Genomic DNA, 16,779 nt, shown 5'->3' on the forward strand with positions numbered 1-16,779 from the left:
GACGCGTGGGTAGGCTGGCCGTGTGACTGTGATCGACTGGGACGTAGCCGTCAACACCGGTGTCCGCCTCGTGCGCCCTGGGCCGCAGGTGGACCTGTCCGACGCACGGCAGGCCGTGGCGCAGTTGCGCGAGCTTTCCACCGTGGCGGCCGGGCATGTGCGCGAATTCACCGGAATGAACCCCCTCGAACCCTCCGGGCCCGCGGTCATCGTTGACCGCCCGGGGTGGATTCGAGCCAACGTGGACGGGTTTCGGGTTGTTCTCGAACCCGTGCTGGAACAGATGGGCGCCGAGAGGCTGAACAACAGCCCGGCCGGGAACCTGACCTCCGCGGTCGGTTCGCGGATCACCGGGGTGCAGCTCGGAGCGGTCCTCTCCTACCTGGCCGGGCGGGTCCTCGGCCAGTACGAACTCTTCCTGCCACCGGACCCGGACGGCAGTTCGCCGACCGGTCGCCTGACCCTGGTGGCGCCCAACATCGTCAACACCGAACGCGAGCTGGACGTCGACCCGCGCGACTTCCGGCTGTGGGTCTGCCTGCACGAGGAGACCCACCGGATGCAGTTCACGGCCACGCCGTGGCTGCGCGAGCACGTCCAGGAGCTCATGCAGGAGCTCCTGCTGTCCACCGAGATGGACGCCTCGGACCTCATCGACCGGCTCCGGCAGGCGGGCGAAGCGGTGGCCGACGCGGTGCGGGGCGGCGAGGGCAACCTGCTCACCGCCTTCCAGACCCCGGAGCAGGGCGAGCTCATGGACCGCATCACCGCGGTGATGAGCCTGGCCGAGGGGCACGGCGACTACGTGATGGACGCCGTCGGCCCGGAGGTCGTGCCCTCGGTGGAGACCATCCGCGCCCGCTTCCAGAAGCGGCGCCAGGCGCCCAACCCCCTCGACCGGGTCATGCGCCAGCTCCTGGGCATGGACCTGAAGATGAAGCAGTACGAGGAGGGCGCCGCCTTCGTGCGGCAGGTCGTCGCCCAGGTCGGGATGGACGACTTCAACAAGGTGTGGGCCTCGCGCGAGACGCTGCCCACGCTGGCGGAGATCCGCAGCCCCTCGCAGTGGATCGAACGGGTCGTGCGGCCCGCCGCCATCACGGAGTGAGCGGTCCGCCCCCCGCCGTGGCCGCCGTCCGTTCGGCGGTCCGGCGGGTGTTCTCCGAGCTGCCCCGGGAGACCACCGCGCTGGTGGCGTGCAGCGGCGGGGCCGACTCGCTGGCCCTGGCAGGCGCGGTGGCCTTCGAGGCGCCCAAGCTGGGGATCGCGGCGGGCGGCGTCACCGTCGACCACGGGCTCCAGGAGGGTTCGGGCGATCGCGCCGAGAAAGTGGCCGAAGTACTGCGCGGGCTGGGTCTGGACCCCGTCCGGTCCGTCGCGGTGCGGGTCGGCGGGGGAGGCGGTCCCGAGGCCGCGGCCCGGCGGGCCCGTTACGAGGCCCTGGACGAGGCGCTCGCCGAGCACGCACCCGCGGTGGTCCTGCTCGGCCACACCCTCGACGACCAGGCGGAGACCGTCCTGCTCGGGCTGGCCCGCGGTTCGGGCGCCCGCTCCCTGGCCGGGATGGCCGCGCGCACCGGCGACTACCTGCGCCCGCTGCTGGACCTGGACCGCTCCACCGTCCGCGAGGCCTGCTCCCTGATGGGGCTGAGCCCCTGGGAGGATCCGCACAACCACGACCCGCGCTTCGCCCGCTCCCGGGTGCGCCACGAGGCGCTGCCCGCCCTGGAGAGCACCCTGGGCCCGGGGATCGCGGCCGCCCTGGCCAGGACCGCCGCCCTGCTGCGTTCGGACGCCGACACCCTGGACGCGCTCGCTGACGCCCTCCACGAACGGGCCCGAGAGGGCGCAGCCGACGGAAGCCTGGCCGTGGCGCCGCTGGAGCGCGCCGAACCCTCCCTGCGCACCCGTGTCCTGCGCCGCGCCGCCCTCGAGGCGGGCTGCCCGGCCGGCGCGCTGAACGCACGCCATGTACGTGAGCTGGATCGCCTGGTCACCCAATGGCGGGGACAGGCCCACATCGACCTGCCCGCCGGGATCCGGGGCCGCCGCGCGGCAGGTCGCGTCCGCTTCGAACGCTGAACCGGGCGCCGACTCCGCGGCCCGGGCAGCCCGTCGGGCACCGTGACCTCGTTCGGCACGTTTATCCTGGTTGCCGCAAACGGGGAACCCAGCAGCGAGGAATCAGCGTGGACGCTAAGGACATGGGTCAGGACCTGGAGAAGGTCCTGGTCACCGAGGAAGAGATCAAGGCTCGCCTGGCTGAGATGGGCGCGCAGATCGACGCGGACTACGCGGGCAAGGACCTGCTGATCGTCGGAGTGCTCAAGGGCGCGGTCATGGTCATGGCCGACCTCGCGCGGGCGCTGCACAGCCCCGTCGCCATGGACTGGATGGCCGTCTCCTCCTACGGGGCCGGAACCACCTCGTCGGGCGTGGTGCGCATCCTCAAGGACCTGGAGACCGACATCAAGGACCGCGACGTCCTGATCGTCGAGGACGTCATCGACTCCGGCCTGACCCTCTCCTGGCTGGTGGGCAACCTGAAGTCGCGCGGCCCCAAGTCCGTGGAGATCTGCACCATGGTTCGCAAGCCGCTCGCCTTCGACGTCGACCTCGACGTCAAGTACATCGGCTTCGACCTCCCCAACGAGTTCATCATCGGCTACGGGCTCGACTACGCCGAGAAGTACCGCAACCTGCCGTTCATCGGCACCCTCGCCCCGCACGTCTACGAGAAGTAGCGTTCCGGTCGCCCTGCCGGGCCCGTGAGGTCCGGCACGGCGGCGTCGGCGGCGACCGCGGCGGGAACAACGGAACGGGTCGCCGTCGTTGCCTTCATGACGGCTCCGTTGCCCGGCCCGAGCGGTGTGCCCGCTCCGCGCGGCGAGGTGTACCGTCGAATATCCCGGCGTCATCGCAGGGAGCACGTGTCCGATAGGTCCTGCTTCGGAAAGTCCTCTGGGGCGGGCGGCCTGGTCAGGAGGGACGGACCCGACAGGGTTCCGCTCACATGAATCTGAAGCGTTTTTTCCGCGGCCCGTGGATCTGGATCCTGGCTGTCGCCCTCATGCTCGTCATCGGTTTCCGCGTGTTCGACGTGGGCGGTGGTCCGCAGCCCGAGGAAACCGATATCTCGACGGTCTACCAGCTCATCGAGCAGGACCAGGTGGACAATGCCGAGATCGTCGACCGCGACCAGCGCATCCTGCTGACCGACACCAGCGATGACATCCACGAGGCGTACTGGGTCGAGGGCCAGGGCCTCCAGCTGGCCAACATGCTCCAGGAGTCCAGCGAGAACCCCGACGGGAACCTGAAGTCCTACGAGGTCTCGGTCGCGACCACACCGATCTGGACCACGGCCCTGTTCAGCCTGCTGCCGCTGATCATCATCATCCTCATCTTCTGGTTCATCTTCAGCCAGATGCAGGGCGGCGGCTCGCGGGTGATGCAGTTCGGCAAGTCCAAGGCCAAGCTCATCACCAAGGACACCCCGAAGAACACCTTCGAGGACGTGGCCGGTGCGGACGAGGCCATCGAGGAGCTCCACGAGATCAAGGAGTTCCTGCAGAGCCCGGAGAAGTTCCAGGCCATGGGGGCCAAGATCCCCAAGGGCGTCCTGCTGATGGGGCCGCCCGGAACCGGTAAGACCCTGCTGGCCCGCGCCGTCGCCGGCGAGGCCGGGGTCCCGTTCTACTCCATCTCCGGTTCGGACTTCGTCGAGATGTTCGTCGGTGTGGGCGCCTCGCGGGTGCGCGACCTCTTCGAGCAGGCCAAGACCAACGCCCCCGCGATCATCTTCATCGACGAGATCGACGCCGTCGGCCGCCACCGCGGCGCCGGTATGGGCGGCGGGCACGACGAGCGCGAGCAGACCCTCAACCAGATGCTGGTCGAGATGGACGGCTTCGACGTCAAGGGCGGCGTGATCCTGATCGCCGCCACCAACCGCCCCGACATCCTCGACCCGGCCCTGCTGCGTCCGGGCCGCTTCGACCGTCAGATCGTCGTGGACCGCCCGGACATGGACGGCCGCAAGGAGATCCTCGCCGTCCACGCCAAGGGCAAGCCGATGGCCGACGACGTCGACTTCACCGTCATCGCTCGCCAGACCGCCGGAATGACCGGTGCGGACCTGTCCAACGTCATCAACGAGGGCGCGCTGCTGTCGGCCCGCGCGGACAGCAAGGTCATCACCCACGCCGTGCTGGAGGAGGCCATCGAGCGCGTGATGGCCGGTCCCGAGCGCAAGACCCGCGTGATGTCGGACCGCGAGAAGAAGGTCATCGCCTACCACGAGGGCGGTCACGCCCTGGTCGGCCACGCGCTGCCCAACTCCGACCCGGTCCACAAGATCACGATCCTGCCGCGCGGCCGCGCGCTCGGCTACACGATGTCGGTGCCGACCGAGGACAAGTTCCTCACCTCGCGCTCGCAGATGATGGACCAGCTGGCCATGATGCTCGGCGGTCGCGCCGCCGAGGAACTCGTCTTCCACGAGCCCACCACGGGCGCGGGCAACGACATCGACAAGGCCACCAACCTGGCCCGCAACATGGTCACCGAGTACGGCATGAGCGAGCGCCTGGGCGCCCGCAAGTTCGGCTCCGGCAACACCGAGCCGTTCCTGGGCAGGGAGATGTCCCACGCCCGCGAGTACTCCGAGGAGATCGCCTCCATCATCGACGAGGAGGTGCGCCGCCTCATCGAGTCCGCGCACGACGAGGCCTACGAGGTCCTGGTCGAGTACCGCGACGTGCTCGACGAGCTGGTCGTGCAGTTGCTGGAGAAGGAGACGCTCACCAAGAGCCAGGTGCTGGAGATCTTCGCGCCGGTGCGCAAGCGCCCCTCGCGCGGCTCCTACATCGGTTACGGCAAGCGCATGCCCTCCAACCGGCCCCCGGTCCACTCCAAGAAGGAGCTGGCCGCGCTGAACGGCGTTGAGATCCAGGGCTCGGCCACCAACGGCCAGCTTCCGACGGGGCCGTCCACCAGCACGGAAGGAGACCAGGCGTGAGCGAGGACCTGCCCGTCGGACGCGTGGACCGCGAGCGCATCGCCAGCGCGGTTCGGGAGATCCTCATCGCGATCGGGGAGGACCCGGACCGCGACGGCCTGAGCAAGACCCCCGAGCGGGTCGCCCGGGCCTATGAGGAGCAGTTCGCCGGGCTCGGCCAGAAGCCCGGTGACGTCCTCACCACGGTCTTCGAGGCCGACCACGAGGAAATGGTCCTGGTCAAGGACATCGAGCTGTACTCGACCTGCGAGCACCACCTCGTGCCGTTCTACGGGGTCGCGCACGTGGGCTACATCCCGGGCGCGCACGGCCGCATCACCGGGCTGAGCAAGCTCGCCCGGCTGGTGGACGTCTACGCCCGGCGCCCGCAGGTCCAGGAGCGCCTCACCGGCCAGGTATCGGACGCGATCATGGAGCACCTCGACCCGCGCGGCGTGATCGTGGTGGTCGAGGCCGAGCACCTGTGCATGACCATGCGCGGGGTGCGCAAGCCGGGGGCCAAGACGGTCACCTCCGCGGTGCGGGGTATCTTCCGCAGCAGCGACCGCACCCGGTCGGAGGCCATGAGCCTGATTTTGGACAAGCGCTGACCGGACCGGCGATGAACCGGACAAGCGTTGTTCCGCAGGCACTGATCCGACAGCGCTGATCCGGCGTCCGGACACACTCTGACAACACCCGCCGAGGGGTCGGGGGCCGTGTGCCCCCGGCCCCTCGGCGTGCGCGTAGGGTGATGCGCATGGCGCCGAAACACACACTTCCGGGGCTGCCCGACCGCGGGCGGTGCCTGGTCATGGGGGTCGTGAACGTCACCCCCGACTCCTTCTCCGACGGCGGGTCCTGGTTCGATCCCGAGCGTGCGATCGAGCACGGCCTGCACCTCGTCGAGGAGGGCGCGGACCTCGTCGACGTGGGCGGTGAGTCCACCCGCCCCGGCGCCCAACGGGTCTCGGCCGCCGAGGAGCTGCGCCGGGTCGAGCCGGTGGTGCGTGAGCTCGCCGCGCGCGGGATCGCGGTCAGCGTCGACACCATGCGGGCCGAGGTGGCCGCGAGCGCGGTCGAGGCCGGTGCGGTTCTGGTCAACGACGTCAGCGGCGGACTGGCCGACCCGGAAATGGCCCGACTCGTCGCTTCTTCCGGTGTCGCCTACGTGTTGATGCACTGGCGTGGGCATAGTCATGACATGCAGAGCCGTGCCGTGTACACGGATGTTGTCCAGGAGGTCATCGATGAGCTCCGCGACCGTATGGAGGCCATGATCAGCGCAGGTGTCGACCCCGGCCAGATCGTTCTGGACCCGGGGCTGGGATTCTCCAAGCGCCCTGAACAGGCGCACAACTGGGCGCTGCTCCAGCATCTCGACCGGTTCCACGAACTGGGCAGACCCGTCCTGGTGGCGGGTTCGCGCAAGCGCTTCCTGAGCCGGCTGCTCGGTGACGCCAAGGGCGAGGACCGGCCCTTCGTCGAGTGCGACGCGGCCACCGCGGCGGTGACCACGCTCTCCGCCGACCGGGGCGCCTGGGCGGTGCGGGTACACGACGTCCGGCCCAACGCCGACGCGGTGCGGGTGGCCGCGGCCTGGGCCGACGGCGGTGCCGCGCTCGACGAGGGACGGGACCGCACCGTGGGCCGGAGCGGCCTGTGAAGTCCCGCCAGGAGGTCATGGAGCGCGTGGCCGAGGCCAACGCGCAGTTCTACAGCGCGATCGAGAACGGCGACATCGACCTGATGCGCACCGTGTGGGCGGAGGAGCACGAGGCCCCCGACCTGGTGTGCGTCAACCCCGGCTGGCCGCTGCTGCGGGGCCGCACCGAGATCATGCGCGCCTGGTCGCTGATCATGGCCAACGTGACCTACATCCAGTACGTGCTCACCGAGACGCACATCGGGGTCGGCGGCGACATCGCCATGGTGACCTGCGAGGAGAACGTGCTGACGGCCGAGGACGGCAGTCCCGGGTTCGTGGCGGGCGGGCAGGTGGTCACCACCAACCTGTTCGTCGACACCGAGCAGGGGTGGCGGCTGTGGTCGCACCACGCCTCGCCGGTGCTCATGGAGGACGACGACGAGGCGGAGGCCGAGGACTGATGCGGGACCGCATCGAGCTCCGCGGCCTGACCGCCCGGGGCTACCACGGGGTGTTCGACTTCGAGCGCCGCGAGGGCCAGGACTTCGTGGTCGACGCCGTGCTCCACCTGGACACGGCGCCCGCCGCGGCCAGCGACGACGTCGGCGACACCGTGCACTACGGCCTGCTCGCCGACAAACTGGTCGCGGTGGTCACGGGTGAGCCGGTGAACCTGATCGAGAAACTCGCCGAGCGGCTGGCCGGGGTTTGTCTGGCCGAGCCGCTGGTGGAGGGCGTGGAGCTGACGGTGCACAAGCCGTCGGCCCCCATCGAGCACGAGTTCGCGGACGTGGCGGTCACCGTCACGCGGGGAAAGGGAGGCCGATCGTGAGGCCGGAGGCCACCCGTGCGGTGCTCTCCCTGGGGTCCAACCTCGGGGACCGGATGGCGACCCTCCAGGGCGCCGTGGACCTGCTGGCGGCCGGTAGGGGCGTCACGCCCGTGGTGGTGTCGCCGGTCTACGAGACCGCCCCGGTGGGCGGGCCCGAACAGGGCGCCTTCCTCAACGCGGTCCTGGTCGTGGACGCCGAGGGCGAGCCGAAGGAGCTGCTGGAGCTGGCGCGGTCGGCGGAGCGCGCCTTCGAACGGGTCCGCGAGGTCCGGTGGGGGCCGCGCACCCTGGATGTCGACGTGATCGCCTTCGGCGGCCTGACCGACGACGACCCCGAGCTGACCCTGCCGCACCCGCGCGCCCACCTGCGCGCGTTCGTGCTGCGCCCCTGGCTGGACACGGACCCCGCCGCGGTCCTGCCCGGCCGGGCCCCGGTCGCCGCCCTGCTGGCCGGGGTTGAGGAAGCGGACGCCGGCGGCGAACAGCGGCTGACGCGCCGGGAGGACCTGCGGCTGCGGCTGCCGGGGGAGGCGGACCGTGTCGGGTGAGGGCGGGGGCACGCTCACCCCGACGGGGTGGCGTGTCCCGGCTCTGCTGGTGCTCATCGGCGCCATGGCCGGGCTGCTGGTCGCCAACTCGGTGAGCGGCCTGCCGGTGATGCCGTGGTCGGCGATCCCGACCCTGCTGCTGCTCGCCTTCGCCGAGGCCTTCACGGCCGTGCGCACCGCGCGCCGCATCGGCCGTGCGCCGGGGACCGAACCGATCGAGCCGCTCAGCGCGGCCCGGTTGGTGGCCCTGGCCAAGGCGAGCGCGCTGTTCGCCTCGCTGGCCCTCGGGTACTTCGCGGGGACGGCGCTCGCGGTCACCGAACGGCTGGACCTGCCCAGCCACCGCGAGGTCTTCCTCACCGCGCTGGGCACCGCCCTGGCCGCCGGACTGCTGCTGGCTGCCGCCCTCTACCTGGAGTACGCCTGCCGGGTGCCGGAGAACGACGAAGAGGACCGCGACGACACGCCGGGCCCCGCCTGAGCCGTGGTCTCGCCACCGGAAGCGAGTTCTGTGCCTGGGGTTTCGGCGGTACCGCGCTTTTGGCGGCACGTCACCGTAGGGGTGGGGCGGCGGGAGCGGCCGAGCCGGTTCGGGCGGGGCTTGCCCGCTGATGGTTGACTGAGGCAGTGGACACCAGTGAACCGACACCACCGCCAGTGGAAGAGATCCGGGAGCGGCCGGCCGGGGGCGAGCCGGAGCGGTCGGCGGACGGGCTCCAGGCGCGGACCGGCCCCGTGGGCGCCGCGGACGAGGCCCGCCCAGGCTCCGTGGACGACGCCTTCGCCGCGCCCGCGGACGCGCCCTGGCAGCGGCTCCCGACCGCGTTGGCCTGGTACCGCCGCCTGGTGACCAGCGCTGCCTGCCTGGCGGTGGGCGGCGGGGGCGTGCTGCTTCTGCTCCTGTGGGGCCAGCCGCTGCTCGCCGGGGTCTGGGCGGGGCTGCTGCTGGTGGCCGCCGTCGTCCTGTGGTTCCTGGCCGGGCGCTTCCAGCGGTCCTGGGGGTACGCCGAGGCCTCCGCCGAGCTGTACCTCACCTACGGGGTGCTGGTCCGTCAGCTGGTGGTGGTGCCCTACGGCCGGATGCAGGTCGTGGACGTCACCGCCGACCTGCTCGAACAGGCTCTGGGAATCGCGACCGTGCGGGTGCGGACCGCCGCGAGCACCGCGGACACGCGCGTGGTGGGACTTCCGCTCGCCGATGCCGTTCAGCTGCGCGACCGGCTCGCGGCGCGCAGCGAGAGCTTCTCAACGGGGTTGTAAGTGCACGGACCGTCGCAGCATTCCGGGCCCCCGCCGTACGGGGCCCCGCAGCAGGGACCCCAACCCTCCGGACCTGCCCGGCCGCCTGGGGCTCCCGGTCCGCCGCCCGGCCAGCAGCCCGTTTGGGGGCCCGCGATGCTGCCGCCCCACGCCCGGGGCGGGCAGCCGCCGATGCCGTCGCCGGGGCCCCGGCGGGACGCCGACGTCACCACGGGGGTCTTCCGCGCGCACTGGCTGATCATCCCGTTCCAGGTCATCGCTGTCACCCTGGTGTTCGTGGCGCTGATCGGGCCGATCCTGACCCAGTTCGGCTTCGCCTGGGTGCTCGTACTGGCCGTCGCGGTGGTGTTCGGCTCCCTCGCCTACGCCCTGCCCGCCTGGTGGTACGGCTCCTTCGGCCTGCGCGAGGACCACCTGGTCGTGCACAGCGGCCTGCTCATGCGCAGTTCCCGGGAGATCCCGCTGAGCCGTCTCCAGGCGGTGGACGTGGTGCAGCCCCTGCTGATGCAGGTGTTCGGGCTGGCGGAGCTGCGGATCGAACTGGCCGGCGGTGACGGGAGCGCCATCCGGTTGCGCTGCCTGCGCCGACAGGTGGCCGAACGGCTGCGGGTGGCGGTGCTGGCGCACGCCGCCGGGCTGCCGGGCCGCTCGCCGGAGGCGCCTGAGTGGCCCTTCTACCGCCTCCCCTTCCTGCTGCTTCTGGGCGCGCTCACCTTCCGAGTGCCGGTGCTGCTGTCCTTCGTCCTGCTGCTCCTGCTGGTCACGGCGTTCCTGGTGTTCCTCGAACCCGGGGTGCTGGGTGGGGCCGTCCCGCTCGTCCTCGGGCTGCTGCGCTACTACTGGGGACCGCTGGCCCGCTACACGGACTTCTACGCGTCGCTTTCGTCGGACGGGCTGCGGCTGCGTTACGGGATGTTCCAACGCCGCATGCAGACGGTCCCGCCCGGACGCGTCCAGGCCGTACGCGTGGTCGAGCCGCTGCTGTGGCGGGCCCTCGGCGTGGCCAGGGTCGAGGCGACGGTGGCCGGGTACGCGGGGGCGCGTCAGGGCGACTCCACGGACCTGCTCCCGGTCGCACCGCTCGGTCGGGCGTACTCGCTGGTGAACGAGCTCTTCCCGGAGAGCGAGGCCGCGCTGGTGCCGCTGGTGGTCAACCGCGGTCCGCTGTCGACCGCGGCGGGGACGGACGAGCGGCTGTTCGTGAGCGTGCGCGGGCTGTTCTGCCGGGTGACGGAGATCGTCCCGGTCGAGCGGATGCAGACGCTGCGGCTGTCGGCGGGGCCGATCGCGCAGATCAGGGGGAGGGTGACCGTCGACGTGGACACGCCCCCGGGGCCGGTCGCGGCCCGTGCCCCGGACCGGGAGGCGGTGCGGGGACGGCGGTTCCTGGACGCTCTGGTGGAGTACGGAAGGCGGGCCAGGGTGCCCTCGGCCGGCACGGAACGGTGGGCGACCCGGGCAACCATGCACGGAGAGTCGGTGACCAAGCGGTACGAGGGTGAGGAATCGGAGGGTCCGAGGGGTGACACCCCCGAGAGGTGAGTGTGGCGTGTGTCACATAATGATGCCCAAGGGGTTCCAGTTATCGGTTTCATGTCCGACATGTCTACTCACTCATGGTGATACTTCCAGGTCAGGGCCGCAAAATTCTTCCGCGTTCTGGTCACGTGCGGCGACCGAGTGTGGCTAAATAGTGGTGAACACGTTGAGTGTTCACTGTCATACACATCGTCAACGTTATCGACCGGTTGGCACCCCTGCCCTCCGGTCCGACGGGAGAAACACATGCTGAAGAAGGCTCTCGCCGCCACGGCCATCGCCGCTGCCGCTGGCAGCGTCCTGTTCGCCGGTGCCCCGGCCATGGCCAACAGCAACGTCTTCACCTCCGGCAACGGCAGCATCCTCGGCGGCAACCAGATCGTCGCCGACCTGGACGTGCCGATCAACGTCTGCGGCAACGCCATCGCCGTCCTGGGCGTCGCTGGCGCTTCCTGCACCAACTCCGACGCCAAGGTGCTGAACTAGCGGCATTCTGACTTCCCGGCCCTGTCGGGCGGGGGTGTCCAGTCGGAGGCGTCCCGACTGATCCGACCCGGCCTGGGTCAGCGAGCTTTTCGCGCAAGGGGCGCCACTCCGTGACGACGGAGTGGCGCCCTTTTCTGTGTTCCGGGGGCGCGGCCCGTGTTTCGGGGCGCACTCCGTGCCCGGAGATCGGGTGCACGCCCGGAAACGGCATTGGTGTCTGACTGCAACCCGGATGGTCGGTGACGCTGCGCACACGCCGGGAGTGCCGAACTCCCCGCCTTTGTCCGGAACACGCCCGTGGTGTTCTTCCACCCAGTGTGAGCATGTGTGGATTTTCTGTGATCAATGCAGTTCAGGGCATGTTCACGAGGCTCCTGCGTCGGTAATTTCTTTCTCGGCGCCCCCCGGGCGCCACCGAAGAGTCACTGCGAATCCGGTCGGTCCCCCCGCCCGGATATTGAAGGAGACGAAGTAGTGCTGAAGAAGACGCTCGCCGCCGGTGCCGTGGTCCTCGCCTCCGCCGGGGTCCTCCTCTCCGCCGCCCCGGCCGCGGCGCACGCTGGTGCCTGGACCTCCGGCAACGGCTCCAACGCCAGCGGGAACATCTCCTACATCAACGGCGTGCACAACACCAACGAAGGCTGCGGCAACTCCAACGCCGTCCTCGGCCAGTCCCTGGGCTCCTGCGTCAACTCCGGGGTGATCATCCAGAACTAGTTGCCGGGTCCCCTCTGACGAGAGGGGTGCGGTGGACACCCGCGGGGGTGGGCGACGGTGCCCGCCCCCGTTCGCGTGTGCGGCCTGTGCCCGAACCCTGCGCCGGGGGCGGGGCGGCTGGTCACCGGTCCGGGAGGGCTATCGTGTGCTCAGACGGTGCGGGGAGAAGCGGACGCACCGGACCATGAGGGGACACGGAACATGGAGACGACAGAGGCGCGCCCCGCGCGCCTGCGCGTCGGCGTCGTCGGGGCCGGCCGGGTCGGCTCAGCCCTCGGCACCGCCTTGGCGCGTGCCGGACACAAGGTCGTGGCCGCCTCGGCGGTCTCCGAAGCCTCGGTCGCCAGGGTCGAGGGACGCCTGCCCGGCGCGCGGATCCTCGAACCCGCCCAGGTGGCCGAAGCCAGTGACCTCGTTCTGTTGACGGTCCCCGACGACGCCCTCCCCGACCTGGTCGAGGGCCTGGCCGCCACCGGCACCGACCTGCGCGGCAAGATCATCGTGCACGCCAGCGGCGCCCACGGCTACGGGATCCTCGCCCCCGCCACCATCGCCGGGGCCCTCCCTCTGGCCCTGCATCCGGCGATGACCTTCACCGGCCGGGACGAGGACATCGACAGGCTCGCCAACTGTGCCTTCGGGGTGACCGCGCCCGAACAGCTCCGCCCCATCGCCGAGGCCCTGGTGGTCGAGATGGGCGCCGAGCCGGTGTGGATCGCCGAGGACAAGCGCACCCTCTACCACGCGGCCCTCGCGGGCGGGGCCAACCACCTGGTCACCCTGGTCGCCGACAGCGCCTCCCTGCTCAGCGCGGCCGGGGTTCCCGAACCGGGTCGGATGCTCGCGCCCATGCTCAGCGCCGCCCTGGACAACGCCCTGCGCCTGGGTATCCACGGTCTCAGCGGGCCCGTGCTGCGCGGTGACGCCGGAACCGTGGCCGGACACGTGGAGCAGCTGCGCGAGACCGCGCCCGAGAGCGTGGCCAGCTACGTCGAGCTCGCCCGGCTGACCGCCGACCGCGCCATCAACGCGGGGATGCTCAAACCCGAGGACGCCGCACGCCTGCTGGACGTCCTGCGGCGCTGACCGCCCATCGCGACCAGCACGATTCTCACTGACTTCACTGTCCCGCGGCACCGGCGGACGCACGGGTACCGGGCACCGGACCGGACACGATGCGGCCCAGGCAGAACAGCAAGGAGACAACCATGACCGAAACCGCTCCGTCCGGACCCTCGGGCAGGACCGCCGGCGGTCCCGTCGTCGTCCGCACGCCCGCGGAACTGCGCCGGGCCCTGGCCGGCGCGGGCCGGGTGGGCCTGGTCCCCACCATGGGCGCGCTGCACGGCGGCCACCGCTCCCTCATGCGGCTGGCCCGTGAACAGGCCGACAGCGTGGTGGTCAGCGTCTTCGTCAACCCGCTCCAGTTCGGCCCCAACGAGGACCTGGACCGTTACCCGCGCGACCTGCCCGGTGACACCGCGCTGTGCGGTGAGGAGGACGTGGACGTGGTCTTCGCCCCCGAGGCCGCCACCATGTACCCGCTCCCGCAGATGGTCACCGTCGACGCGGGCGCCATGGGCGAACGCCTGGAGGGCGCCTCCCGCCCCGGCCACTTCACCGGCGTGCTCACCGTGGTCACCAAACTGTTCAACCTGGTCCGCCCGGATTTCGCCGTCTTCGGTGCCAAGGACGCCCAGCAGATCGCCCTGGTCCGCCGCCTGGTCGCCGACCTGAACCTGCCCGTGGAGATCGTCGGCGCCCCCACCCTGCGCGACCCCGACGGCCTGGCCTCCTCCAGCCGCAACGTCTTCCTCGACACGGCCCAGCGCACCAGTGCCCTGGCCCTGTCCCGGGCCCTGCGCGCGGGCGCCGAAGCCGCGCCCGCGGGCGCCGAGGCCGTCCGCGAAGCGGCTCGCGCCGTCCTGGACGAGGCCGCCGGGGCCACCCCGCCGGTCGAGCTCGACTACCTGGCGCTGGTCGACCCGGCCACCTTCGCCGACGCCCCCGCCGACCACCGGGGCGAGGCCGTCCTGGCCGTCGCCGCCCGAGTGGGCACCACCCGACTCATCGACAACGTGTCGGTCACCCTCGCGGAAAGAGACCCCAGATGAGTTCTGCCGGACAGACCCGGATCGAGGCCCCCGAACCCAGTTGGGCCCTCCGCGCCGACGTCGCGGTGGTCGGTTCGGGGATCGCGGGTCTGAGCACCGCCCTGCGCTACGTGCGGCGCACCAGGTCGGGCCGGGTCGTCCTGGTCACCAAGGACCGGCTCTCCACCGGCTCCACCGCCTACGCCCAGGGCGGTATCGCCGCGGCCATGGCGCCCGAGGACGGGCCGGTCGCCCACATGGTCGACACCCTCCTGGCCGGGGCGGGACTGTGCGACCCCCACGCGGTCAACGTCCTGGCCACCGAGGGCCCCGAAGCCCTGCGCTGGCTGATCGGCCTGGGCGCGGAGTTCGACCGTGACGACGACGGAGAGCTCTCCCTGACGCGCGAGGGCGGCCACCGCGCCGACCGGGTGGCCCACGCGGGCGGTGACGCCACCGGCGCCGAGATCCAGCGCGCCCTGGTCCAAGCCGTTCTGGCCGAGGAACGCATCGAGGTCGTCGAGCACGCCATCGCCCTTGACGCCCTGCGCGACCCGGACAGCGGCGCGGTGCGCGGCGCCACCCTGCACGTCATGGGTGAGGGCAAGCGCGACGGCGTCGGCGCCGTCCTGGCCCCCGCGGTCGTGCTGGCCACCGGCGGCATGGGACAGGTCTTCGCCGCCACCACCAACCCGCCCGTGTCCACCGGCGACGGGCTCGCCCTGGCCGCCCGGGCCGGGGCCCGCCTGCGCGACCTGGAGTTCATCCAGTTCCACCCCACGGTCCTGTGGCTGGGCCCCAACGCGCGCGGCCGTCAGCCGCTCATCTCCGAGGCCCTGCGCGGCGAGGGCGCCTACCTCGTGGACGCCGAGGGTCGTCGGATCATGGAAGGGGTGCACGAGCTCGGCGACCTCGCCCCGCGCGACGTCGTGGCCCGCACCATCGCCCGAACCATGGCCGAGCAGGGCACCGATCACGTCTACCTGGAGACCCGCCACTTCGGCCGGGCCACCTGGGAGAAGCGGTTCCCGACCATCCTGGCCTCCTGCCGCGCCCACGGCATCGACCCGCTCGCCCGGACCATCCCGGTCGCTCCGGCCGCGCACTACGCCTCCGGCGGCGTGGAGGTCGACATCGACGGCCGTACCGGGGTCCCCGGCCTGTGGGCCGTGGGCGAGGTCGCCCGCACCGGCGTGCACGGGGCCAACCGCCTGGCCTCGAACTCCCTGCTGGAGGGGCTGGTCTACGCCGACCGGATCGCCACCCGGCTGGCCGACGCCCCGGCACGGGACTCGGGTGAGGCCCAGCCCCTGGGCACGAACACACCGCTGGTCGACCCGGCCACCTCCGCCACGGTCCGCACCCTGATGTCCCGCGACGCCGGGGTCCTGCGCACCGGCGAGGGCCTGGCCGAACTCGTGGCCCGGCTCGACGGCCTGGCAGTCCCCGCCGAGCACGTCGCCCCCGGCGTCACCGCCTGGGAGGCCACCAACCTGCTCACCGTGGCCCGCCTCGTGGCCGCCGCCGCCCGGCACCGCACCGAGAGCCGTGGCTCCCACCAGCGCGCCGACGCACCCGAACCACGACCCGAGCTGCGCGTGCGGCCCATGGTCGTCCGACTGGAAGGGGACTCGATCGTGACCACTGACGAGACCTGGCAGCCCTCCCTCCCGCCCGCCCTCGTGGCCGAGCTCGACACCATCGCCTTCCCCCTCGCACGCCCGGAGGCCTCAGTCGAGGAGCGCGCCGAGTTCACCCTCCCGTGGACCGCCCCGCACCAGTCCCACGTGGACACCGTCCGCCGCGCCCTGGCCGAGGACCTCACCGCGGGCCCGCGCATCGACGTCACCACGGTGGCGACCATCCCCGCCGACCAGGTCCGCACCGCCCACGTGGTGGCCCGCGCAGACGGCACCGTCAGCGGCCTCCCCCTCGCCGAACTCGTCTTCTGGATGGTCGCCGAGGGCGCTCTGGAGGTCTCCCGGCAGGCGGCGGACGGCGACTCCGTCAAGCGCGGCGACGTCCTCATGACCGTCACCGCCCCTACCCGCGACCTGCTCACCGCAGAGCGCACCGCGCTGAACCTGCTCACCCACATGTCCGGCATCGCCACCGCCACCCGTACCTGGACGGACGCGGTGGTCGGGACCGGAGCGCGTATTCGGGACAGCCGAAAGACCACCCCGGGGCTGCGCGCCCTCGACAAGTACGCGGTGCGCTGCGGCGGCGGGGTCAACCACCGCTACAGCCTCAGCGACGCCGGACTGATCAAGGACAACCACGTGGTCGCCGCCGGGGGAGTGGGCGCGGCGGTCCGCGCCATCCGCGAGCGCTTCCCGGACCTTCCGCTGGAGGTCGAGGTGGACCGGATCGACCAGATCGAGGAAGCGCTGGCCGCCGGGGCCGAGGAGATCCTGCTGGACAACTTCACCGTGGAGCGGCTGACCGAGGCAGTGGACCTGGTCAACGGCCGGGCCCGGCTGGAGTCCAGCGGTGGACTCACCCTCGACGTCGCCGCCGACGTCGCCCGCACGGGTGTGGACTACCTGGCCGTCGGCGCGCTCACGCACTCCAGCCCCGCACTGGATATCGCGCTCGACCTGTTGTGATCGGCCCATTTGGTGGAAGATTCCTTTGGTACACACCAATTCGACCAG

General features: G+C 71.5%; 17 protein-coding genes. All 17 read left to right on the plus strand.

The genetic code is table 11. From position 1 onward, the window contains the following. The first annotated feature begins 28 nt into the window (after positions 1-28). The 17 genes from HNR07_RS28190 to HNR07_RS28270 all read left to right on the plus strand — a co-directional run bounded on the left by HNR07_RS28190 (position 29) and on the right by HNR07_RS28270 (position 16,731). Entirely contained in the window at positions 29-1,108 is a 1,080-nt protein-coding gene (locus HNR07_RS28190) for a zinc-dependent metalloprotease (RefSeq protein WP_184372807.1), read from the plus strand. Further along, positions 1,105-2,082: a tRNA lysidine(34) synthetase TilS gene (gene tilS, locus HNR07_RS28195; RefSeq protein ID WP_184368330.1), complete on the plus strand. Its 978-nt coding sequence runs from the start codon at positions 1,105-1,107 to the stop codon at positions 2,080-2,082. Before HNR07_RS28190 ends, tilS begins: the two co-directional genes overlap by 4 nt. A 107-nt stretch (positions 2,083-2,189) precedes the next feature. Further along, positions 2,190-2,744, plus strand: a complete 555-nt coding sequence (hpt, locus tag HNR07_RS28200) for a hypoxanthine phosphoribosyltransferase (protein ID WP_017578797.1) — start codon at positions 2,190-2,192, stop codon at positions 2,742-2,744. 269 nt (positions 2,745-3,013) lie between these two features. Beyond that, positions 3,014-5,020, plus strand: coding sequence for an ATP-dependent zinc metalloprotease FtsH (gene ftsH / locus HNR07_RS28205; RefSeq protein ID WP_184368334.1), 2,007 nt, complete (start codon positions 3,014-3,016; stop codon positions 5,018-5,020). Next, positions 5,017-5,610, plus strand: coding sequence for a GTP cyclohydrolase I FolE (gene folE, locus HNR07_RS28210; protein WP_184368337.1), 594 nt, complete (start codon positions 5,017-5,019; stop codon positions 5,608-5,610). Before ftsH ends, folE begins: the two co-directional genes overlap by 4 nt. Before the next feature lie 149 nt (positions 5,611-5,759). Continuing rightward, the gene (folP, locus tag HNR07_RS28215; protein WP_246420540.1) at positions 5,760-6,665 is read left to right on the plus strand and encodes a dihydropteroate synthase; all 906 of its coding nucleotides are present in this window, start codon (positions 5,760-5,762) and stop codon (positions 6,663-6,665) included. Further along, positions 6,662-7,108, plus strand: coding sequence for a nuclear transport factor 2 family protein (locus HNR07_RS28220; RefSeq protein WP_184368340.1), 447 nt, complete (start codon positions 6,662-6,664; stop codon positions 7,106-7,108). The genes folP and HNR07_RS28220 overlap by 4 nt, the downstream gene beginning before the upstream one ends. Then, a complete protein-coding gene (folB, locus tag HNR07_RS28225; RefSeq protein WP_184368343.1) occupies positions 7,108-7,479 on the plus strand; it encodes a dihydroneopterin aldolase in 372 nt (123 codons plus the stop codon). Before HNR07_RS28220 ends, folB begins: the two co-directional genes overlap by 1 nt. Before the next feature lie 53 nt (positions 7,480-7,532). Beyond that, positions 7,533-8,027, plus strand: a complete 495-nt coding sequence (gene folK / locus HNR07_RS28230; RefSeq protein WP_221319937.1) for a 2-amino-4-hydroxy-6-hydroxymethyldihydropteridine diphosphokinase — start codon at positions 7,533-7,535, stop codon at positions 8,025-8,027. Further along, positions 8,017-8,508: a DUF3180 domain-containing protein gene (locus HNR07_RS28235; protein ID WP_184368350.1), complete on the plus strand. Its 492-nt coding sequence runs from the start codon at positions 8,017-8,019 to the stop codon at positions 8,506-8,508. Before folK ends, HNR07_RS28235 begins: the two co-directional genes overlap by 11 nt. A 287-nt stretch (positions 8,509-8,795) precedes the next feature. Then, positions 8,796-9,287, plus strand: coding sequence for a PH domain-containing protein (locus HNR07_RS28240; RefSeq protein WP_184372812.1), 492 nt, complete (start codon positions 8,796-8,798; stop codon positions 9,285-9,287). Positions 9,288-9,422: 135 nt separating this feature from the next. Next, on the plus strand, positions 9,423-10,829 hold the full coding sequence (locus HNR07_RS28245; RefSeq protein WP_184368367.1) for a PH domain-containing protein: 1,407 nt from the start codon (positions 9,423-9,425) through the stop codon (positions 10,827-10,829). A gap of 243 nt (positions 10,830-11,072) precedes the next feature. After that, entirely contained in the window at positions 11,073-11,312 is a 240-nt protein-coding gene (locus HNR07_RS28250) for a chaplin family protein (RefSeq protein WP_017578787.1), read from the plus strand. 474 nt (positions 11,313-11,786) lie between these two features. Continuing rightward, the gene (locus HNR07_RS28255; protein ID WP_017578786.1) at positions 11,787-12,029 is read left to right on the plus strand and encodes a hypothetical protein; all 243 of its coding nucleotides are present in this window, start codon (positions 11,787-11,789) and stop codon (positions 12,027-12,029) included. Positions 12,030-12,230: 201 nt separating this feature from the next. Continuing rightward, on the plus strand, positions 12,231-13,115 hold the full coding sequence (locus HNR07_RS28260; RefSeq protein WP_184368370.1) for a Rossmann-like and DUF2520 domain-containing protein: 885 nt from the start codon (positions 12,231-12,233) through the stop codon (positions 13,113-13,115). Between the two features lie 122 nt (positions 13,116-13,237). After that, positions 13,238-14,143: a pantoate--beta-alanine ligase gene (gene panC / locus HNR07_RS28265; protein ID WP_184368373.1), complete on the plus strand. Its 906-nt coding sequence runs from the start codon at positions 13,238-13,240 to the stop codon at positions 14,141-14,143. Beyond that, entirely contained in the window at positions 14,140-16,731 is a 2,592-nt protein-coding gene (locus tag HNR07_RS28270; RefSeq protein WP_184368376.1) for an L-aspartate oxidase, read from the plus strand. The genes panC and HNR07_RS28270 overlap by 4 nt, the downstream gene beginning before the upstream one ends. Positions 16,732-16,779 lie beyond the last annotated feature (48 nt).

The sequence above is a fragment of the Nocardiopsis metallicus genome, from assembly GCF_014201115.1.
GTDB classification, from domain to species: domain Bacteria; phylum Actinomycetota; class Actinomycetes; order Streptosporangiales; family Streptosporangiaceae; genus Nocardiopsis; species Nocardiopsis metallicus.